The organism is Nocardioides daedukensis (genome assembly GCF_013408415.1).
Classification (GTDB): Bacteria; Actinomycetota; Actinomycetes; order Propionibacteriales; family Nocardioidaceae; genus Nocardioides; species Nocardioides daedukensis.
Map to the genome: position 1 here is coordinate 1,487,056 of NZ_JACCAA010000001.1, position 21,269 is coordinate 1,508,324.

Consider the following 21,269-nt stretch of genomic DNA (forward strand, 5'->3'; position numbering starts at 1 on the left):
TTCTCCTGTGTTCACGGGCATGCGTGACGGATGCCGATCGGCGTCCCGTCGGCGATGGGTAGGGCAAGAACCTTCGATATGCGGGTGCCGCTCGGCACCGGTCCCTTGAGTTGCATGCGGACCGTGCGCGGTCTGTCCCGGGTGAAGCAGTAGAAGCGCCCGGAGATCACGCCGACCAGACGGTCCCGACTGTCGACCAGGAACGCCTGACCGGCCACGAAAGCCCCCACGTCACCGTGCGCCTCCAGACGCACCGTGACCACGGCGTCATCCGCGCTTCGGGTCAGACGTGGCGCGGAGACCTCCACCCAGGCGGCGTCGTCAGGCCCCGCTGGCACGGTCTCCAGGTCGAGGTAGCGGACCACCACGTCCTCCACGTCCGCGACCGGCCCGGGCAGATCTATGAAGATGCCGAACTCCGCTCCGGGACGGAGGCTGACCACGGTGCAACAGGTCGTGTCCTCCGAACCGGTCGTGGTGGCGATCGGGACTCGGTTGGCTCCGAGCGCGGTGATCAGCAGCCGGGCGGAACGGATCTCGCGGTCGCCGGAGTTCTTGATCACCAGGGCGAGCTGGTCGCCGTACCCGCCCCAGGTGACGATCTCCGGTTCGACCGGCAGCGCTGCACCGGGTCGGGCCGGGGGCGTCGGAAGTGCGCTGGGCACCTCCGTGCCACGGTCCGCCTTCCCGCCGGGCATGTCGCCTCCCAGCATGGGGCGCTGGATCGCCAGCACGCAGATCATGAGTGCGCCGAGGCCGAGCCACAGCCACAGCCACAGCCTGCCGACCGGCCGCCCATCCCGTGGCCTGTCGCCGATCATCGGCTGCTCACCGGTCGTGCCGCCGTAGTGATGCGTCGGTGCAGGTCGTCGTAGGCATCGAGCATGGTTGTCGGACCGAAGCGGGCGTTGACCAGTGCGCGTCCACGGAGCCCGATGCCTGAGCGCAGTGCACGATCCCCGATTAGCTCGTCGAGAGCCCGGACCAGGGACTCCACGGAACCAGGTTCGACCAGCCGGACCGCCTCGCCCAAGGTCTCCACGACGCCGCCGACGCGGGTGACCACCACCGGCAGGCCGAGGCCCATCGCCTCGAGCATGCTGATCGGCATTCCCTCCCAGTCGGTGGAGAGCACGGAAAGGTCCGCGGCCGCCAGCAGCCGGTCGACATCGGTGCGCTCGCCGAGGAACAGGACTCGGTCGGTGATGCCCAGCTCTGCGGCGAGGGCTTCGAGCCCGGGTCGGTTGGGGCCGTCGCCCGCGAGCAGGAGCAGCGGCTCCCCGGCCACTCGGGCCCACGCTCGCAGGAGGATGTCGTGTCGCTTCTGAGGCACCAGCCTGGCCAGACACACCGCGACCGGACGCTCAGGTGCCAACCCCAGCTCGTCCCTGGCTGTGGCTCGGTCGTGGACCGGCGGCGGAACAACGGCGTTCTCGATCGTCGAGATCCGTTCCGCCGGGAAACCCTGTCCGGCCAGTTGGCCGGCCACGTGCGGCGAGACTGCCACCACGTGGTCGGCGGTGTGCCGCAGGATCCGGGCGGCTGCGGGAAGCTGCTCCGGGGGTACGCCGTGCAGCGTGGTCACCACGGGAACTCGTCGGCCCACCCCGATCCGGGCGACCAGGGTCGCCTTCACGTTGTGGCAGGTGACCAGGTCCGGACCGAGGCGGCCGGCCGCACCACGCAACCTGCGCACCGCCCCGGTCAGTTCGCGGGGACTTCGTCCGGTCATGGGTACGTCGACCAGCTCGACGCCGTGCGCTGCTGCACCGTCGGCCCGGAAGCCGCCGCTGCTGGCGAGCTGCACCCGGTGCCCTCGTTCGACCATGTCGCGGGCCAGGGTCGCCGCCACCACCTCTGCTCCTCCGGTACCCATGGTGGGAATCACCGACAGCACCTTCATGGCGCCACCTCCTCGTAGACCGACATCAAGTTCTGTGTGCAGCGGGTCAGGCTGAATTGCCCAGCCGCCCGCAGCCGTGCGCTCTCCCCCATCGCCCGGCGCATCGCCGGGTCGTCGTGCAGCGTGCGGAGTGCAGCGGCAAGGGCGCCGTCGTCACCGGTGGGGACGAGCAGCCCGTCGATGCCGTCGCGGACGACCTCCGGGATCCCCCCGGCACGCGAGGCCACCACCGGCAGGCCGCAGCTCATCGCCTGGAGGATCGCCATAGGGCAGGCCTCCGCGGCCGAAGGCAGCGCCAGCAGGTCCGCACCACGCAGGCGTCCGGCGGGGTCGGGGTCGAAGCCGACCAACTCGACCCGGTCATCGGACCCGGCGGCTGCCATCGTCTCCTCGACCCGACCGCGCTCCGGGCCGTCCCCGATCAGCAACAGACGGACCCCGGGCACACTCGCCGCGGCCCGCACGAGGGCTGGCACCCGCTTGACGGGAGCCATCACTCCCAGCCAGGCCACCGTGGTCGTCCGCTGGTCCGCGGGCGGCCGGGGGTACGACGTACCCTCGGCGCCCCAGGCTTCGTCGATGCCGTTGTGCACCGTGACCACCCGTTCGGGAGCGACCCCGACGTGGTCACGTGCGTAGCGGGAGATCGCCTCGCACGGAGTGACGACCCGGGAGCGAGGGATTCGCGAGAGCCAGCGTTCGGCGGTGAAGTTGGTGCTCCGCAGGGTGCGACTGGCGGCAACCAGGCGCAGGTTCCCCGGCACCAGGTCGGCCAGCGGATCAGGAACGCCGTGCAGGGTGTAGACCGTTCCGATCTCGTGTCGGAGGGCCAGCAGCCGACCGACCAGACCGGCACGGCGGTCCTGGCAGTGCAGGACGTCGGGACGGATCGAACTGATCGTGCGGGACACCGCCCGGGCTCCGGCAACGTCGAACTTGTCGCGAATCGCGGCCACGTGGACCCGCACCGTGGTGCCGGCCAAGGCCGACTCCAGGTCCGGGTCGGGCGTGACCAGGTGACTCTCATGGCCCAACCGGGCCAACTCGCGCGCGACGTCGACGGCGTGGTCGACAGGCCCTCCGCGTTCCTGGGTGACGAACTGGACTACGCGCATCGTGGACCTCCTGTCCGGCCACCCGGGTCCAGAGCCGCACCGAGCGCGGCCAACATCCAGATCGGGAGGTAGTACTGCTCACTGAGGAACGTCGCGGCACCCACCGTGCCGAACAGGGAGACACAGGTCGCGGCGGCGAGGAGCCGGTGCTGATCAGGCCCGGACCGGACGGCCCGGACCGCACCGCCACCACCCGCCGCAAGGAGCGCGAGGAAGGCGGCCAGCCCCAGCAGGCCCAGCTCGGCCGACACGTCGAGGAACATCTGGTGGACCACGTCATAGTGGGTGGGGTTGCTGCTGTCATTGGCCTGATAGGCAACGAAGTTGGTGCGGAAGCCCCCCGGCCCGGTGCCCAGCACCGGATGGTCGGCCGTCATCTCGGCGGCCATGCTCCAGGTGGCGAACCGGGAGGCGACGTTGGCATCGGCAACGTGCTGCTTCTCGTCCAGGCTTCGCTGCACCGTGGCCCCGACCGCCAGGAACCCGATGCCGACCAGGAGTGCCAGCACCCCGAGCGCGGCGACCAGATGACGAGGTCGCACCAGGCGCATGACCAGCGCCACCGGCACCATCCCGATCACTCCGAGGATCGCGCCGCGCGAGAACGTGGCAAGGATGGCGACCATGATGATGGCCGCCGCGACGGCAAAGACTGGCCGCCACCGCAGCGAGTCCCGCCACAGCAGGATCGCGAACGGCAGCGCGCAGGCCAGGTAGAACGCGAAGTCGTTTGCGTCCTCCATCGGGCCCGCTGCCCGTCCCCCGCCGGACTGGGCGAACGCGATGATCCCAACGACTGCTGCCGCGGTGCAGGAGATCACGAACGCAGTCACGACCCGGCGGGGCGGCAGTGAGTTGCGCATGGTGTCGACCAGCACCACCAGGACCGCCATGTAGGACAGGTAGCGCGAGGCAACTTCCATCCCCGCGGAGCCGTTCGGGTTCCAGGTCAGGGAGGCGAGCAGGACCACGAACAGGAAGCCCGTGGCCACGACCACGGGATGACGCACGGCCACCGGCCGCTGGTCCAACGCCAGCCGGACCAGCCAGGCACCGAAGAGCACCGCCCCGATGAGTTTCACCGAGGGACTGGCCAGTGCGGACAGGTAGTCGCCGAAGGGCTCGACGGCCACATAGGCGAGCACCGCCCATTCGACCCGGAGCACCATGGCGGCAAGCACACAGAGCCCGACCACCACGACGGTGACCTCCAGTGGATGCCACACCGCCGCGAGCCCGCCGGCAACGATCGCAAGCATGAGCAGGGCTGCGGCACTTCCTCGCGTTGCGAACCGGCCGACCAGCGTCGACCGGTTCGCGCGACTCCGCCGTGCCAGCGTCGGGGGAACGGCGGCACGGGAAGCAGTGGGGGGCGTTGTGGTCACGGGACCATCACCACCGGGGCGGCTTGCGGCTGCGCGACCGTTCGCGCAGGCGCATCCAAGTGAAGCCACCGTCGAGCTGGCGGCGGACGTCCTCGGGGCGGTCGAAGGCAAACGCGCGACGCAGCGCCAGCGGATCGTGTCCGACGGGGTTGCGGCCGCGGTCGACGGTGATCGCGACCTCATAGCCAGCGGCCTCGACCTGGTCGCGGATCGACGGGGTCCACCCACCCATGGGGTAGGCGAAGGAGAGCACCTCGCGGCCAAGCAGGTCCTCGAGCTGTGCTCGGGAGCGTGTGACCTCCTCGGCGACCTGGTCCGGTGAGAGTCCGGGCAGCCAACGGTGCGTGACCGTGTGAGATCCGATGTCGAAGCCGTCGTCGGCCACATCGCAGAGTTCCTGTCGGGTCGCCAACCGGGTCAGATGGCGGTCCTGCCCGGTGTCCCAAGGGAATGTCTTGTCACGACACAGGTAGCCACTGACGGCGAAGAGGGTGCCCGGCATGCCCCGGCGCTTCAGTTCGGGCCAGGCCACCTCCAGGACGCTGGCGTAGCCGTCGTCGAAGGTGAGCACGACCGCGCGCTCGGGCAGCTCACCACGCGCCAGCAGGCGCTGGGCCTCGAGCAGGGGCAGTACGGTTCCGCCCCACTCCTCGATCACGTCGAGCTGGCCACAGAAGTCGGACCGGCTCGTGGTGAGCCCGTCGGGCGCGTCTCCGACCCGGTGCCAACCGATCACGGTGAGGGTGGACGCACCCGAGACCGCGTGGGCGATCCGTGCCCCCGGTGTGGCGACGATTCCTAGCGCCCTGGTCATCGTCCTCATGGCCGACCTCCCGGGAGTTCGCCGGCGAGCAGGCCGGAGCGACGGCCCAGCAGCACGAGCGGCGACAGGTAGACCAGGACCATCAAGGCACCCACGAGCAGCAACCCGACCACCGAGATCACGCTGCCGGGGAAGAAGTGGTGCGCCACGAGTGCGGCCACCGTCATCAGCACCGCACCCACTCCGACCGGGGCCAGTCGGACCGCGATCGACCTCCAGCCGAAGCCGGTGATCTGCTTCCGACAGACCAGCACGGCCGCAACCAGCATGGCTGCGCCGGCGACGAGCTGAGCCATGGCCACCATCTCGATCCCCCGAGCCGACCACCAGAACAACAGGGCCGCCAACAGGACAAGGTGGAGCAGATTGAGCAGGAACCCGTCACGGGTACGGTCGACCGAGTTCAGGGCGACCACGGCGAGGTGGACGAGACTGAGCACCAGGCCGTAGACCGCCAGCACGCGGAGTGCCGGCACCCCCGGGCCCCACTGATGGCCGAGCAGTTCGAGTTGGGGCGCGAGCAGGATCATCCCGAGATACAAGGGAAGGGTGAGTGTCACGAGCACTGTGACCACCTGGGCGAGCGCACGTCCGACGGCATCCCCCTCCAGACGGCACAGATGCGCGAACGCCGCGCCACAGAGCACCACCGAGACGAGGAGGTAAGGCATGTAGGCGAGCCGGAAGGCCATCGAGTAGATGCCCAACGGTTCCGGACCCAGGACCCTCGCCACGATCAGATAGTCGAGATTGAGCATCAGCAGCTGCAGGATGTTTGCGCCCGCGAGGTGGCCGCCGTACGAGACCAGCCCCGTCACGTCCGAGCCACGCCACCCCGGCCGGACCGGGGGCCGCATCGCCCAGCACAGCACCATGATCAACGCGGCCTGCGCCAGTTGTCCGATGACCAGTGAGTAGACGCCGCGGCCGGACAGGGCGAGGAGGACTGCGAGCACCGAGCCCACCAGGGCGCCGATGATGTCCGGCACGACGCGCCGTTTGAAGGCCAGCTCACGACGGAGGAGTTCCTGGCTCACTCCCGCCACGCTGTAGAACGGCAGGCAGAGCATCAGCCCACGGATCACGTCGGCACCCAGGTCACCGGACCGGAGCGCGGAACTGAGCCACGGTGCCAGCACCCAGGCCAGTGCGGTCAGGCCGAGGCCGAGGCCGAGGGCCAGGGTCAGCGCGCTGCGCGCGGCCCGTTCGACATTGCCCCGCCAGTAGACCAGGGCAGTGCTGCTGCCCAGATCGGTCACCGCCGAGGTCACGTTGAGAACCAGCGCACCGATGGCCAGGACGCCCAGGGCCGAGGGGGCAAGGATCGCGGCCAGGATCAGCAGGACCACGGTCTGGGACAGTTTGACGACGCCTGCGCCGAGGCCCAGCCATCCGGCACCGCGGACGCTCTGCCCCAGGGCTCCCAGCGGGCTGACGGGTTCGTCGGGTACGTCGGTCACGTCGGGGTCGGCGGACGCGATCCGCACGGATCGGCTCTCCTCGATCACGGCCGAGCACCCGCCTTCTGGGGACGGGTGTGTCGAAGGACAGCGACGTCGTCCGGTCCGCCGACAAGATCGGCCGTCGTGCGCGCCACCGAGGACAGGGAGGTCGCGGTGACTGATGTCCTCGGGAGCTCCCCTCCGCAGGCTCGGGCATAGGCATCGCGGAGGTGCTCGCCCTGACGTTCGATCGAGTGCCGTTCGGCGACGGCGTACGACTCTCCCTGGGCCTTCAGCCATGCCTCTCGGTTGGTGAGGGAGACGAGTCGGGTGGCCATGGTGTCGACGTCGGCGGCCCGACCGGGCAGCGCAAGGCTGTCCAGCGCAGGAATGCTGCGCAGCACCAGCGGTACGCCGAGACCGGCAGCCTCGAGGATGCTGATCGGAGCGGCCTCCCAGGCCGCCGTGTGCACGTAGGCCTGAGCGTCGGCGAGACGGTCCAGCAGGGTGTCCCGGTCGATCCATCCCGTCACCCGGACCCCCGCTGCGGCGAGCTCACGCTCGCCCTCGGGGTCACCGCCTCCGAGCCACTCCCACTCGAGATCGGGGGCGACGTGCTGGTCGACGTACCGCTTGAGGTGCAGGAAGTAGCGCCAGTCCTTCTGATGACTGATCCGACCCACGGTCACCACTCGCAAGGGCTCACGGTGGACCGCCCGGGCATGCAGGTCGAGCGTGGTGCGGTTCGGAACGTAGGCGATCTCGTGGTGGCCGAGCTCCGCGGCAAGGTCCAGCTCGTTGGGGGCCACGGCCACGAGCAGGTCGGTGCGCGGGCTGAGCGCCCGCTCTACGGCAGTGAACAGGACGCGTTGCAGGGCAGAGATGTCACGTCGTTCGAAGGCGAAACAGTGTGGGCTGTAGACGATGCGCGTGCGATCGAGGCCAGCAGTGCGGACCAGCAGTCCGCCGACCGACGAGTGTGCGTGCACCACGTCCGGAAACAGCCGCCTCTGGAGGCGTCGCAGTTCTCGGATCGCCGTGACCGGATTGGTCGCCATCATGTGGACCGAGCTGAACCCGGTGGCCAGGTCAGCTCCCGTGTCGTGCTGGGAGCGTGGTCGGGCGTAGAGGTGGTGATCGACGTCGGGCGTCGACTCCACCATGGCCAGCACCGACGAGGTGACCCCGCCGCCCATGGCTTCGGTGACGTGCAGCACGCGCATGAGGTTCAGCGCCCCCGGACCGGCGAGTTGGCGTCACTGGGGCCACGGAAGAGCGAGCCCAGCGGGCGGCCCTCAGGTCCGGGTGCTGCCGCGGGAGCCGTTACGGAGTTGGTGTCTGAGGCAGCCTCGGGCGCGGGCTCTGCTTCGGGCTGGGGCACCGGCTGGGGCACCGGCTGGGGCACCGGCTGGGGTTCCGGCTTCGTGACCGGTTCCCAGTCCGCGGCACCGAGCTCGATCGCCTCGTCGGCGTGAGACGTCGCGGACCGGGCAGCCGCGTCAGTGGCGATGCTCCCGAGGTCATCGAGGTGACCGTCCATCGTGGTCAACAGGGTGGTCAGTTGATCGGTGAACGCCTGCATCGTTGCCTGGGCATCGGCAATCGACTTGGCCGACCGGTCGAGCACCTCACGAGCTTCCGCCCGGTGCTGCTCGGCGTCACGTGTCGCGATGGCGGCCGCACGGGCGACGTACGACCGAGCGGCAACTCTGGCCTGGGTCATCGCGTCCCGCTCGGCGTTCGAGCGGACCGCCTCCGCCTCCTGTGCGGCGGAATCGCGGATCTCGGTCACCACCTGGTCAATGGAGGCACGCTGCTCGGCGGCCCACGCCGACAGCTCTTCGCGGGCCTGCTCGGCATGCGCCTCGGCCTCTTCCTGAAGGCGGGCGGCGGCCGCACGGGCATCGTCCAGAAGCTTTGCGGACCGCTTGGCCGCGCGATCACTCTCCTGCGCGGCGGCGTTGAGGATCCGCTGAGCCTCCTTCCGCGCAGTGGCCGTGGCCGACACAGCTTCGGCCTGCTCGGAGGCATCCGAGGCGATCCGGCGCAGGGGCGAGGCACTGTCCTCGACCTCAGCGGTACGGACCACCTCGTCGTCGAGCCTGCGGAACAGAGACTCGATGTCCTTTCCGGTCAGCCCTGGGGGGACATCGGTGTTGCCACTCGGCTTGGCTTCGCCTGCCGGAGCGCATGGGGGCGGTTCGTTGTGTGACGCGGTGGCGTCACCTCGGTCTCTTCCACGATTGAACATGCCCCACTAGTGCGCGCAGAGATCCCGATGATCCATCCGACCCCGAACTTTTTTTCTGGACCATGCGACGCCACTGCCGGCCGACCGCGCTGCGCAGCGACGTACCTCCGACCAGGACAGCCAGAGCCATCCGCCCGCGGACCCCGTGGCCGGAGCGGAACCGCAACAGATCGCGTTCCGACGCGGCGAAGGAGCGCTTGAACGGCTCGGCTCCTCGCAGGAAATCGACCTCCACCAGGGCCGCACTGCACGCGTCCTCGATGGCGAGCGTGTCGATCACACTCCCGACGTGGTTGAAGATCGGGTCGAAGGAGCGGGCCGTCTGATAGACGTTGAGTCGTCCGCCCACGACGAAGTTCATCAGCACCGCTCCCCACACACCTTCGTGCTCCGCAACGTAGAACTCCACCTCACCGACGGCGGCGCCCGCCTCGGCAGCACGTCTGATCCGGGACATCTCCTGCAGCAGCTCGGCCCTGTCCTCGCGCACCGCGTGCAGCTCCGTGAACCTGTCCAGGGCCGGCCCCACTTCCTCGGGAGAGACCCGACGACACCGCACTCCGGAGGCCTCGAGACGCCGCTGCTGTTTGCGGACCCGCTTGAGGAAGGTCTTGGACCGTCGCGCGAAGTAGTCCTGGGCGGTTCCGGACAGGACTTCGTGGATCGCCACGTCCGAGGTGCTGACCCGCACTCCCGGGAGGGCATCAAGGAGCCAGGCATCCTCCCGGATCCCATCCAGGTCGAAGATTCGAGCGCCCGGTGAGGTGGCCCAGTCACGGAGGGCTGCGATCACCTCCGGAACGTGGTCCGGATCGGCAAGCAGGTCGAGATGATCCGGGCAGAGCTTGCCGCCTCCGAGGACCTCGAACCTGTCCACCCCCAGCCAGCGTCGACGCTCCAGGGCCAGTCCGCCCAGCAGGCGGTCGCCCTCGAGAACGAGGACGAAGTGCGCACCGGGGCCGGCCACGCCGGAGAGCCACCAGGAGCGCGAGAAGGGAGTGGGTAGCGCCGCACTCAGCACCAGCCGGTCCCAGTCGCTGCTCCACGCCCCGAGTTCCGAGGCCTCAACGATCCGTGTTCCCACGCCTGCTCACCCGTTTCCTGACCAGCCTTCGAGTGGTGCACACGATGCCCACCACCACCGCGCCGAGTGCCCATCCGGACAACACGTCGCCGACCCAGTGCACGTTGATCTGCACTCGGCTCCACCCGATCAAGAGCCACCAGAGGGTGCTCGTGATCCATGCCAACCCGACATTTCGGGGGTGACCGGACTCGGTCAGAAGGATCGCCAGCAAGCAGGCGATCACCAGGGCTGCCGCCGAATGACCGGACGGGAAGGCGCCACCCCACCCAAGATCAGCGTGTGGATCGACCGGGCCGGTGCGTCCGATCAGTGTCTTGGTTCCGAAGCCCAGCACCGCCAGCAGCACCAGCCCTCCACTGATCACGGCCACTGGCTCGATTGATCGGCGGACCAGGGTCAGGGCCACAGCGACACCCAGCGCCAGCGCTCCGGAGACCTCCCAGGCACCAGCCCGGGACAGCCATTGGGCAACGGTGGTGGCCGGCGATGCCGTGACCGGACTGACGAGATCGGCGGTCCAGCGGTCGACTCGGGTGATCGGTCCGTCGAGGACCAGGTCGACCCAGAGCAGACCGAAGACAACCAGGCCAATCACAGTCGGGCCGGTTGTGGTCGGGCCGATCGCAGTCGGGCGGACCCCATTCAGACGGGCCGGGACCATCAGACGCCGTACGAGGGCGGGGACACGGTCAGGGATAGCCGAGCACCTCGTGGCGTCGCTCGCCCCAGGCGAGCGCTGCGGCAATGGCGTCGGCGACCGTCAGCTCGGCACGCCAGCCCAGCACCTCAGTAGCCCGGTCCACGTTGGCGTAGGCACCCACAGCGTCCCCCGGCCGGGGACCCGACTCACGCACGGGAACCCGACTGCCGAAGACCTCCTCGAAGGCGGCCACCAACTCACGCACGGTGATCCCCGAGCCGGTGCCGAGATTGATCACGGTGCTCGGCCTCCCGGTCCCCACGACCTCGTCGAACCGTTCCACCGCAGCGACATGGGCGCGGGCCAGGTCCCACACATGGATGTAGTCGCGAATGCCCGTGCCGTCGCGCGTGGGGTGGTCGACGCCGGTGATGGTGAACGCGTCGATCTCGCCGCGGGCCGCAAGCACCAGCTGGCCCAGCACGTGGGAGGGCTCGCGCACGTAGATGCCGCTCTGCAGGTCCGGGTCGGAGCCGATCGGATTGAAGTAGCGCAGATTGATCGCGCGCAGATCCGTGGCTGCGGCCATGTCCTCGAGGACCTGCTCCATCATCCGCTTGGTGCGTGCATAGGGCGAGGCCGGCGCGAGCGGACTCTCCTCGTCGACCTCGAACTCCTCCGTGCGGTCATAGAGCGAGGCCGAGGAGGAGAAGACGATCCGGTGGATGCCGAGTGTCTCCAGTTCGTCGAAGAGCTCCAACGACTTGGCCGCGTTGTCCCGGTAGTAGGCATACGGCTGCGCCATCGACTCAGGCACCACGATCCGCGCTGCCATGTGGATCACCGCATCGATGTCAGGGTGCTCCGCAACGATGCGCCGGACCAGGGCGCGGTCGGCGATGTCGCCCTCATAGAAGATCCGGTCACGCACGAAGGCGCGCGGACCGCTGATCAGGGAGTCGAGGATGACCGGAGTGTGGCCCGCTTCGAGCAGCGCCTTCGCTGTCGTCGAACCGATGTAGCCGGCGCCACCGGTGACCAGAACCTTGTGCATGTCCCACCAGTGCGCGGTAGGACGGTTTTGATCCATCCGGATCAAAGTTTTTTCGTTGTCGCCGCCGTGGAACCCCTCAGCTCATCACCGCTGGTCGACGGTGAGACCGCCGCCGACCGTCTCTGCCACTTTCTCGAGGCGAGCAACGGTGATCGCAGAGACCGTCTCCAGCCCGGCAAGGGCGGCGTTCGATCCCGGTCGGGTCGGCTCCGCGGAATTGATCGAGATACAGGTACGTCGTCCTGCATCCGCAACGTTGGCGAGCGCAGTGGCGTGACCGGTGGTGCCGCTTCCGGCGAAGAAGTCCAGCACCGTCACGTCGTCGGGGAAACAGTCCAGGATCCGCCGGATCAGACCGGTCGGCTTCGGTGACTCGAACACGTGCCCGACGATCGCCTTGAGTTCGGCGACGGCAGTGTCGGTCGAGCCGACCTCGTCTGCCAACCAGATCGTCTTCAACTTCTTGCGCCTGCCGTCGTGCAGCCAGTCATGTTGGAAGATGTCGGCTCGCTCCCCCAGCCGCCCCTTGATCACCCGACAGCACAGGTCGTCGGGGCGTTCCTCCACCAACCGCGCCGACCAGCGCCACACCGCCGGAGCTCCGTCACCGAAGACCGGCAGGATCTCGATCGCGTCCTCGAACGGTGCCGTCGCGACCGAACCAGTGGTGGGCGAGCCCCACAGCGGATAGTGCAAAGTGCGCGAGGTGACCGGGTTGAACTTCTTGTTCGTGTTGCGCAAAGGGAGGTGACGGAACCGGCGACCGTCCGACGCAACCCGCGGGAAGTCCGTCTCCACCACCGTGTGGGGTGAACTCGCATCGAGCACGCAGTGGGAGAGGTCGCGGGCATAGACGAGAAGATATTCGTGCGAGGTCGCGAAGAACGGGCCCAACTGTCGGCCCTTGGGGTTGAGGTTCACCACCACCTGGGCAATGAAGTTCCGCTCGTCGAAGACCTCGTCCATCAGCAGTCGGAGATGGGCCACCTCGTTGTCGTCGATCGAGACGAAGATCGCTCCGCTCTCGGCCATCACCTCCCGAGCCAACTCCAACCGCGGCCGGATGAACTCTGTCCAGGCCCGATGCCGGTCCCGACCGATGCCCTGCTTGTCGCGATAGGCGAACTCGTTGCCGGTGTTGTACGGCGGATCGATGTAGACCACGTCGACACTGCCCGGGGCCAGGGTCGGCAGCACCTCGAGGTTGTCTCCCTCGATGAAGATGTTCCAGACCGACTCAGCCACGAGTGCGTCGCCCCAGATCGCAGAAGCTCATCGTCACCGCGCCTGCCCGGATCATGCCTTGGGCCTACCCAGCCTCTTCCTGGCTGACCCAATCAGACGGGACGAAGTGTTGGCAGGCGCCGGCTCGGGACGGACCCGGCGGGACAGGTCGGCATGGGCGAGCAGGACGACGTACGGCTGCTCTGCTGGCGGGTAGGTGGCGACCGGCTCCTCACCGGAGAAGACGACATAGGCCGTGGTCCCCTCGGGAGCGACCTTGAGCACCGAGCCGTCGACGACCGTCTCCGCGTGCCTCATCGCCTTGCGCCGTGCGGTCAGGCTGCGGGCCCCTCGGGTGGCTGCCTCGGCGGCCTGCTTGCCGCCCTTGTCCCAGGCGATCTTCGCCTGCGGGCCGTATTTCACCGCGAGCTTCGCACCGGTGCCGATCACGACCGCTGCCGTGCCGAGCTTCGTCTTGCCTGTCGACTTGGCCATCTCAGCCCAGCAGTTCCCGGTAGGTGGCGTCGACGATCTCGACGACGTTGTTCCAGTCTCGCTCGGCGAGCACCCACTCGCGGGCCCGCGCACCCATCTCGGTGCGCAGCTGCGGGGACTCGATGTAGCGCTCGATCGTCGCGGCCAGTGACTCGGCGTTGCCCTTCTCGAAGACCAGGCCGGTCACCTCGTCCTGGACGATCTCGGTCAGGGCGGCCACCGAGGAGGTGATCACCGCCTTGCCCATCGCCATCGACTCGAACGGCTTGATCGGCGAGATCGCCTCGCACACCGGAAGCGGCAGGCGCGGGAACGGGGTGATGTCGAAGAGCGAGAGATAGGAGGCGACCTCCTCGTGCGGCACCCGACCGGTGAAGGTCACCACGTCGGCGAGCTCGAGCCGGTCGACCATGGCGTGCAGCTTCGCCTGGAAGTGGCCGTCGCCCACGACGACGAGGTGGAAGTCGGCCTCACCGGCTGTGGAGCGGCGCGCCTTGAGCAGGGCCACGGACTCCAGCAGCAGGTCGAGCCCCTCGTAGTCGACCAGTCCGCCGGCATAGCCGATCACGGTCTTGCCGGTCAGGCCGAGGGAGGCGGCGAACTCCTCGTCCCGCTCACGGGGGGTGAACTTCGAGGTGTGTACGCCGTTGGGCAGCACGACCAGCTTCTCTGCCGGGATCCCGCGCTCGATCATCAGCTGTTTGAGCGCGTGGGTGATCACGAAGACCCGGTCCGCCGCGTGGCAAATCGTGTTCTCCAGCTCGGAGGTGAACCGATAACGGTCCGAGGTCTCGAAGCGTGGGTCACGCGAGACCTTCATCAGCTCCTCGAGGCCACGCATCTCGTAGACGAACGGGATGCCGAGGCGAGCCGCTGCCTTCTGCGTGGCGAGCCCGTTGACGTGGAACGACGAGGCGTGCAGCAGCGAGGCCCGGTGCTCGCGCGCCCGCTTCTCCACCTCGGCGGCATATTTGTCGATGTAGTCGCGGAGCGGATATTGCGGATAGACGCGGGCGTTGGTGAGGACGCGGTGATAGCGGATGCCGTCGACCTCGTCGAACTCGGCAACCTCCCTGGTGTCCTTCTTGGGCCAGCGGTCATATGGGAACCCGCGGCGGGTGATGCCCTCCATGTCCCAGCCCAGTCGGGCCAGACCGGCCATCACGCCGTGCGTGCGGGTGGCGTAGCCACCGGTCATGATCGGCAACGACTGCGCCAGCACGGACAGGACCGCGCGCGGCTCGGTCTCGTGCCGCAGCGGCACCCGCTCGGTCAGCTCCCAGCCCTCGCGGATCACGGCGAGCTGGTCGGAGGCGTTGAGGTAGGTCTCGCGAGCGAAGTTGTCATCCGGTCGCAGGGCCAGCGAGTGGTTGACCAAGGTCTCGGCCGCACTCGTGTAGCCGGCGGTCAACGCGCGCGACGCGGCGCGGCGCAGCTCCAGGGCGACCTCGCGGCGGTGGGGGTCGCTCTCGACCTCGACGGGGTTGGCGTCGACCCACGCCGCGAGACGGTCCCACTCGCGGATCCGGTCCAGGCCGCGGGTCAGGGCGGCGTGCGGGCGCTGCAGCTCGCCGGCCCACTTCTCCACGACGGCTCGCAGTGCGGCGTCGTCCTCGTTGCCGGTGTCGACGATGTCGATCTCCGCTTCGGTGGCGTCGAGCTCGTGCTCGAAGCCGGAGTAGTCCCACTCCAGGGTGTTGCGTCGGAACGCCTGGACCATCTCGCGGTCGCTGAGCCGGAGCGCGGCAACGATCTCCTCGGCCTGCGCCCGGTGGCGGGGACGGCGCGCGATGAGAGCCTGCAGGCTCACCCGGGCCTCGTCGGGAGCCGACACTGAGGCGATCCGGTGGTGGACCAGGAACGTCTCGGGCTCCGGGTCGAGCTCGATGGCCTGGCGGGCCTCCTCGAGCGCGACGGGCTGCTTGCCACCCTTGGCGTGGATCTCGGCGAGGAGCGCGAGCGCCCGGCCGCGGACCGCGGGAATCGCGTCGGCGGCGAGCAACGGCCCCAGCAGTGCCTCGGCCCCGGCAGGGTCACCGCCGTTGAAGGCAGCGCGAGCCTCGGCGATCCGGGCTCGGCCGGTGATCTCCTGGGCGCCTGCCGGACCGCGGTCGACGGGGAGCTTGCCCAGCACGGCACTGCCCTTGCGGCGGATCAGGCGCTTGGCACGGTTCTTGATGGACATCCTCAGACCTCCACGTGTTGGCGGGGGTCCCCATAGAACGCGAGACGGCCCGAAGCGGTCATGAAGGACGCGTCGTCGACGGTCCAGGTGTGGGCGTGCCGATCGACACCGCGCACGGATACATAGTTGAACCGGTCGGCAGACCAGATCTTCACCCCGGCCAGCATCGAGCGGTCGAGGATGTCGCTGTCGACGGCACGCGGGATGTCGGAGAAGCGGATCTCGCGCACGAGGTCCCCGACGAAGAGCATCGAGCCGCCTTGGATGCGGCGTACATAGGTGTTCTCCGCCTCCGGATAGCGCAGCACGACGGCCCCGTTGGACTGCAGCCACACGTAGTGCGCCCACTTGCCGACGATGCCGGCACCGCTGCTCTCGACCGAGTCGAGCAGGTCGGTGAGGAAGTGCGAGCCGTAGTAGTTGTCGTCGTCCATCTTGGCCACGAACGCGCCCTCGGCGACGTCGACGCCAAGGTTCATGCAGGTGCCCAGGGTGGCGGTGCGAGGGGCGTGCACCACCTTGAGGCGCGGGACCCCGGCCTCCTTCGCGCGGACCTCGAGGTCGGCGGCGTCCACGTCGATGCCGTGCAGCACCAGGACCAGCTCGAAGTCGCGGTGGGCCTGGCGACCGAGGTTGCTCAGCACGTTGTCGAGCTCGTGCGTGCGGTTGGTCGGCACGATCGCGCTCACCGAGCGGTCCGCGACACTGGCGGGACGGACGCCGGAGCGATCCAGCAGTTGGTCCACCCGTGAGCCCAGGGTGTGTCCGGCGTGGATGGCGCGGTGCAGCATGAGGGCCTCGCGGTCGCGGAGCTCGACCTGCTGGATCCGGGCGATGATCTCGCTGCGCAGGCCGCGAGCGTCGGCGGCGCTGTGCACCAGCGGCTCGATGTCGGCCGGGACCGGCAACCGGCCCAGCGTGATCGCGGCAGTGCGCAGCGCGCCCGCCTCGAGGATCGCGGTGGTGTCGTGCAGGTTGCGACGAGGGCCGTCGACGAGAACGGCCGCCTGGGCGATCGGGACCGGATCCCCGGTGCGCCTGCGCATCGGCAGGCTCAGCGGCACCTCCGGGTCCTCCTGGATGACGCTGATGTCCTCCAGGGGACGGATCGCCCTGGACAGGTGGGTGGCCACCATCCCGGCGACCTCGGGGGCGACCGGGCCGTCGACACGGATAGTGGCACCGTTGCGGATCGGGCCCATGTGCCCGTGGCGGCGTACGGACGTCCCCCGCGGCAGCACCAGCACGTCGGGAGCAACCGCTCGCCACGCCTCGACCTGGTGCTCGTCGGCCACGTGCACGAAGGGGGTGGCCGCGGCCAGCGCCTCGGCGCGCACGGGCGGACCACCTGCGGTCGCCCACACCACGACGGGCACGCCCGCGTTGGTCGCCTGGCGCAGCAGGATCGCGGCGTCTGACTCCTCACGGCCGACCAGCTCGCCGTCGACATATTCGAGGAGCATCACGTCGATGCCGGTGAACGCCTGGGCAGCGGTGACGCCGATCGGGTTGGCCGGGACCGTCTGGGTCCACTCGCGGGCCAGGCCCTGGGTCAGCAGCGGCCCGGCGAGCACCAAGGCGTGTACGTCGGGACGTGCGGCACCGCGCTCGGGCGGCGTGGCCCATTCCTCGACCACTGGTGCCGGAGCCGGGGTCAAGCCGTCGCGAAGGCGACGCAGCTGCCGGCGTCCTGTGGTCTTCAGGTCCTGGAGTGTCATTCGATTCCTGCCTTGGCCAGCGACTTCTCGAAGAAGGGAGCCAGCGTCTCGACATAGGTCTTGGTGATGTGCGATCCCTGACGGTAGACCAGAGCGTTGCCGATCACCGCAGCGCACCGCTCGGTCGGGCAGATCTGTTTCGTCATGTCGATCACGTAGTAGGGCCCGGTCGGGTCGGTCACGGTGCGCCCCGGGGAGATGTCGGTTGCCCCGACCTCCTTCGCGGCGGCCAGCTGCGACCGAATTCCGCTCATCTTGATCCCGCGCTCACGGTCGAAGGAGCACTTGGTCAGCTTCTTCGGGTTCTCCGCGACGCATTCATAGACCTTGCCCACACCGGCCGGATAGGGGTTGTCACCCATCGCGACGACCTTCACGCCGGCATCCGCGAGCCGCTTCCAGTAGTCGACCAGGCCGTCGACGCCTGCCTCGGGAGTGGCCTTCTGCTCGTCGTTGAAGGCACTGCCGCGGAAGTTCGAGGTGAACACCACGTCGGGCTTCTCGTCCCCGGTCAACCGGTCGATGACGTCCTTGCCCCAGGTGTGGCAGTTGTCGTAGGGCTTGCCGTCCAGCGAGATCTTGCGCGAGGAGAACGTGCACGCCGACATCGTGTAGGTCTTGACCTGCCAGTCGTGGGTCTCGGCCAGGACCTGGAAGGCAGGAGTCCACTGGCCGGCCTTGGAGTCGCCCACGATCGCGATCGTGGTCTCGGCATCGTCCGGTCCATAGGTGCAGGTCCGGACCTCGGTCTGGTCCTCGAGCACCTGGCAGTCCTCGGCATAGAGGTCGGGGACGTCCTCGGTGGCCAGCAACGGGTCCGGCGAGATCGCGCCGTCCACCACGTCGACGGGCGCTCCCGGCGGCGGGGCGTCGGGGTCAGGGGTCGCGGAGGGCGACGGCGAGGCTTCGTCCTTCGGGGTCGCGCTGGCGTTGTTCAGCACGGCCGCGCCCTTCACGTCGGCCGCACCCGAGGTGGTGGCCTGGTGGAAGCCGACGATCAGGAGCAGTCCGGCGATGACACCGGCCATCGTCACGCTCAGGCCGATCAGGCCTGCGGCGCGCAGGTTCTTCTTGACGAAGGTCGAGTAGCGGATCGGGTTCTCCACCAGGTGATAGGTCAGCCAGGCGGGAACGATCGAGAGGACCACGATGATCAGCCCGGTCGTCACCGAGATGCTGCCGCGGTGCTCGCGCGCGACGATCAGCATCGGCCAGTGCCACAGGTAGAGCGAGTAGGTCAGCGCTCCGAAGAACATCATCACCCGGTTGCCCAGGATCCGGATCGGTCCGGCCCTGCCGGCCGCGACTCCGCCAGCGATCAGCATGCCCGCGCCCACCGTCGGCAGCAGCGCGTTGTAGCTCGGCCAGGTGATCTCGGCGGTGAAGAACCGCCCGGCGAGCAGGATCATCACCAGCCCGACCCACGCCATCGAGGCGCCCAGCCACTGCGGCATCCGATCCAACCGGGTGGCCGCGATCGCTACCAGCGCACCGATGGCGAACTCGAACATCCGGGTGAACGTGTCGAAGTAGGCGAACTCGGGGTTGGCGGTGGCTTGGTGCAGTGCCCAGCCGAACGACGGGAGCGCGACCAGGAGGAGTCCGACCAGCATCCCGATCCGGGCTCGGACACCGAACTTCGTCGCGATCAGCACCGCGAGCAGCAGCACGATCGGCCAGACGAAATAGTATTGCTCCTCGACCGAGAGCGACCAGTAGTGCTGCACCGGGGAGGGAGTGACGTCCTCGGCGAGGTAGTCGACCGAGCGCTCGGCGAGTCGCCAGTTCACGAAGTAGAGCGACGAGGCGAAGATGTCGCCGCCGATCGTCTCCCACCGGATCTTCGGCACCCACAGCCACACCGCCACCGCAGTGCCGATCAGCACCACCGCGGACGCCGGCAGCAACCGCTTGGCACGCCGGGCATAGAACCCGATCAGGCCAATGCTGCCGGTACGGCGTACCTCTGAGATCAATCCGGCGGTGATCACGAAGCCGGAGATCACGAAGAAGACATCCACCCCGACGAATCCGCCGGGGAAGAGCATCAAGCCTGCGTGGTAGGGCAGCACCAGGAAGGTGGCGACTGCGCGGAGTCCCTCGATGTCACGGCGGATCTTCCCCTGCCGTGCGATCTGGGTTTCTTCAATTTCCTCGGCGGCGGTAGCTGCCATGGACATCAGGCCTCTGCGTGTGGGTATGGATTTCCGTAGAAGAGGAGCCGCGATGAACGTGCCATCAGCTGCTTCTCGGTGATCGGCCAGGTGTGACTGCCCGGGTCGACGCGACGCACCGACACAAAATTGAAACGGTCTGCGGAGTAGGTCTTCATGCCTCGAGCCTTGACCTTCTCCAGGAACGTGGTGTCGACGCGGCGCGGCAGGTCCTCGAACCTGACCTCACGGGCCAGGTCGCGCGACGTCAGCAGCGTGCCGCCCTGCACCAGGTCGACGAAGCGGTGCTCGGCGTGCTCGAACCGCAACAGGGTGGCGTCACTGGACTCCAGGTGGACGTAGTGCGCCCACTTTCCGGTGACGTCGGCTCCCGAGTAGTCCAGTGCCCGGACCAGGTCGGTGAGGTAGTGCTGGCCGTAGAAGTTGTCGTCGTCGACCTTGGCGACCAGGTCCCCGTCGGCGGCGTCGACACCCAGGTTCATCAGCGCGCCCAGGTTCAGCGACGAGTCGGCGTACTGGACGACCACGTCCTCGACGCCCTTCTCGGCGGCGCGGGCGACCAGGTCGGCCGGCGCCTCGAAGCCGTGGGTGACCAGCACCAGCTGGACCGGGCCGTGGCTCTGGCGGGCCATCGTGTCGATGACGTGGTCGAGCTGCTCGGGGCGCATCGTGGGCACCACGCAGCTGACCGACTTCACCGCGCCACGTGAGCCGGCCTCCGGCGACTGCGGAGCGGCCAGGCCGACCGAGCGCAGCACGGAGTCGACGCGGTGCGTGTAGAGGTGCTCGTCGAAGACCCGCCGGTGGGCGCGCAGGGCCTGACGGTCGCGATACTCGTCCTGGCCCAGCAGTACGTCGAGCGCGGCCCGGGCCTCCTCCTCGTTGGAGACGACCTCGATGTCGTCACCGAAGAACGGCTTGATGCTGGCCGCGGGGGCACTGAGCACGGCGGTCTGGCAGGCGGAGAGCTCGAAGAGTCGGCGCGAGCCCATCGAGGGCGAGCCGGTCACCGAGTTCACGTTCAGGAAGACCTTGTACGCCGTGTAGGCGCTGAGCATCTTCTCGTAGGGAAGCGAGCCGACCACGTGCTTCTTGTAGGGCTTGGGGAAGCGGTAGCGCTTGTCGCCCTTCTGCATCCGCGACCAGATGTGCAGGTCGCGCTCGAGCGCCGGCTTGAGCAGGTATTCCATCTGCTCGCGCCGCTCGGGGTGCTTCTCGGCGAACCAGGTGCCGGCGAAGGCGACCTCGTGCATCGGGCCCTTCATCCGGCGTACCGGGTTGTGCAGTCGCGGTTGGGCCGCGAACGGGAGCAGCGCGACGCGGTCGTGGCCGAGGTCCTGGTGATAGACCGGGATCCGGTCGGCGTCGACGGTGAAGACCTGGTCGAAGAGCTTCGCGGTCTCGATGAACACGTCGTAGTTGGGCGGGTCCTCCTTGTTCCAGAAGACCGTCGGGATGCCTTCTGCCCGGCACCACTCGACCAGGGCGCGCAGCTCGGCCGAGGGGCGCTTCTCCTTGGTCATGTGCAGGCGCCAGGCGCCGTTGTTGCCGTTCCAGGCGGACTCGACGAAGAGCATCGCGGGGCGTCGCGCGCCCAGCACGGTGCGCCAGTTCTCCGGGCCGAAGGTGATCTGCTGCCACTCGTAGCGCAACGCCATCTCCGAGAACGGATCGAGGATCACCGCCACCTCGAGCGAGCGGGTCGGCGCGGGCTCCGGCACTGGATAGGCGGGGGGCCTGGGTCGACGCAACCTCAAGGGGGGACTCCTGGTC

17 protein-coding genes are annotated in these 21,269 nt (G+C 68.7%); all 17 read right to left on the minus strand.

Translation table 11 applies throughout. The features are described from left to right. Nucleotides 1-11: 11 nt before the first annotated feature. The 17 genes from BJ980_RS07405 to BJ980_RS07485 all read right to left on the minus strand — a co-directional run bounded on the left by BJ980_RS07405 (nucleotide 12) and on the right by BJ980_RS07485 (nucleotide 21,253). Nucleotides 12-821, minus strand: a complete 810-nt coding sequence (locus BJ980_RS07405) for a hypothetical protein (protein WP_179501701.1) — start codon at nucleotides 819-821, stop codon at nucleotides 12-14. Continuing rightward, complete coding sequence (locus BJ980_RS07410; protein WP_179501702.1) at nucleotides 818-1,903, minus strand: glycosyltransferase; 1,086 nt, start codon at nucleotides 1,901-1,903, stop codon at nucleotides 818-820. Before BJ980_RS07410 ends, BJ980_RS07405 begins: the two co-directional genes overlap by 4 nt. After that, nucleotides 1,900-3,018, minus strand: a complete 1,119-nt coding sequence (locus BJ980_RS07415; protein ID WP_179501703.1) for a glycosyltransferase family 4 protein — start codon at nucleotides 3,016-3,018, stop codon at nucleotides 1,900-1,902. The genes BJ980_RS07410 and BJ980_RS07415 overlap by 4 nt, the downstream gene beginning before the upstream one ends. Next, the gene (locus BJ980_RS19435) at nucleotides 3,009-4,403 is read right to left on the minus strand and encodes an O-antigen ligase family protein (protein WP_179501704.1); all 1,395 of its coding nucleotides are present in this window, start codon (nucleotides 4,401-4,403) and stop codon (nucleotides 3,009-3,011) included. Before BJ980_RS19435 ends, BJ980_RS07415 begins: the two co-directional genes overlap by 10 nt. 7 nt (nucleotides 4,404-4,410) lie before the next feature. Next, entirely contained in the window at nucleotides 4,411-5,226 is an 816-nt protein-coding gene (locus BJ980_RS07425; RefSeq protein WP_179501705.1) for a polysaccharide deacetylase family protein, read from the minus strand. Continuing rightward, nucleotides 5,223-6,734 (minus strand): oligosaccharide flippase family protein, encoded by a 1,512-nt coding sequence (locus BJ980_RS07430; protein ID WP_179501706.1) that lies wholly within the window; start codon nucleotides 6,732-6,734, stop codon nucleotides 5,223-5,225. Before BJ980_RS07430 ends, BJ980_RS07425 begins: the two co-directional genes overlap by 4 nt. Further along, nucleotides 6,731-7,885, minus strand: a complete 1,155-nt coding sequence (locus tag BJ980_RS07435) for a glycosyltransferase (RefSeq protein ID WP_179501707.1) — start codon at nucleotides 7,883-7,885, stop codon at nucleotides 6,731-6,733. The genes BJ980_RS07430 and BJ980_RS07435 overlap by 4 nt, the downstream gene beginning before the upstream one ends. A gap of 11 nt (nucleotides 7,886-7,896) precedes the next feature. Continuing rightward, nucleotides 7,897-8,757: a hypothetical protein gene (locus BJ980_RS07440; protein ID WP_179501708.1), complete on the minus strand. Its 861-nt coding sequence runs from the start codon at nucleotides 8,755-8,757 to the stop codon at nucleotides 7,897-7,899. A 133-nt stretch (nucleotides 8,758-8,890) separates the two neighbouring features. After that, nucleotides 8,891-10,003, minus strand: coding sequence for a GNAT family N-acetyltransferase (locus tag BJ980_RS19440; RefSeq protein ID WP_179501709.1), 1,113 nt, complete (start codon nucleotides 10,001-10,003; stop codon nucleotides 8,891-8,893). After that, nucleotides 9,984-10,601 (minus strand): phosphatase PAP2 family protein, encoded by a 618-nt coding sequence (locus tag BJ980_RS07450; RefSeq protein WP_179501710.1) that lies wholly within the window; start codon nucleotides 10,599-10,601, stop codon nucleotides 9,984-9,986. The genes BJ980_RS19440 and BJ980_RS07450 overlap by 20 nt, the downstream gene beginning before the upstream one ends. Before the next feature lie 94 nt (nucleotides 10,602-10,695). Then, nucleotides 10,696-11,700 (minus strand): UDP-glucose 4-epimerase GalE, encoded by a 1,005-nt coding sequence (gene galE, locus BJ980_RS07455; protein ID WP_179501711.1) that lies wholly within the window; start codon nucleotides 11,698-11,700, stop codon nucleotides 10,696-10,698. Between the two features lie 84 nt (nucleotides 11,701-11,784). Next, nucleotides 11,785-12,945 carry a DNA methyltransferase gene (locus BJ980_RS07460; protein ID WP_179501712.1) on the minus strand — a complete coding sequence of 387 codons (1,161 nt, stop codon included), beginning with the start codon at nucleotides 12,943-12,945 and terminating at the stop codon, nucleotides 11,785-11,787. A gap of 51 nt (nucleotides 12,946-12,996) precedes the next feature. Continuing rightward, on the minus strand, nucleotides 12,997-13,419 hold the full coding sequence (locus tag BJ980_RS07465; protein WP_179501713.1) for a hypothetical protein: 423 nt from the start codon (nucleotides 13,417-13,419) through the stop codon (nucleotides 12,997-12,999). Nucleotide 13,420: 1 nt separating this feature from the next. Next, nucleotides 13,421-15,604, minus strand: a complete 2,184-nt coding sequence (locus tag BJ980_RS07470; protein WP_179501714.1) for a glycosyltransferase family 4 protein — start codon at nucleotides 15,602-15,604, stop codon at nucleotides 13,421-13,423. Nucleotides 15,605-15,606: 2 nt separating this feature from the next. Then, nucleotides 15,607-17,322 (minus strand): glycosyltransferase family 2 protein, encoded by a 1,716-nt coding sequence (locus BJ980_RS07475; RefSeq protein WP_179501715.1) that lies wholly within the window; start codon nucleotides 17,320-17,322, stop codon nucleotides 15,607-15,609. Further along, nucleotides 17,319-19,496, minus strand: a complete 2,178-nt coding sequence (locus BJ980_RS07480) for an acyltransferase family protein (RefSeq protein WP_179501716.1) — start codon at nucleotides 19,494-19,496, stop codon at nucleotides 17,319-17,321. The genes BJ980_RS07475 and BJ980_RS07480 overlap by 4 nt, the downstream gene beginning before the upstream one ends. Before the next feature lie 5 nt (nucleotides 19,497-19,501). Continuing rightward, nucleotides 19,502-21,253: a glycosyltransferase family protein gene (locus BJ980_RS07485; protein WP_218855441.1), complete on the minus strand. Its 1,752-nt coding sequence runs from the start codon at nucleotides 21,251-21,253 to the stop codon at nucleotides 19,502-19,504. Nucleotides 21,254-21,269: the final 16 nt, after the last annotated feature.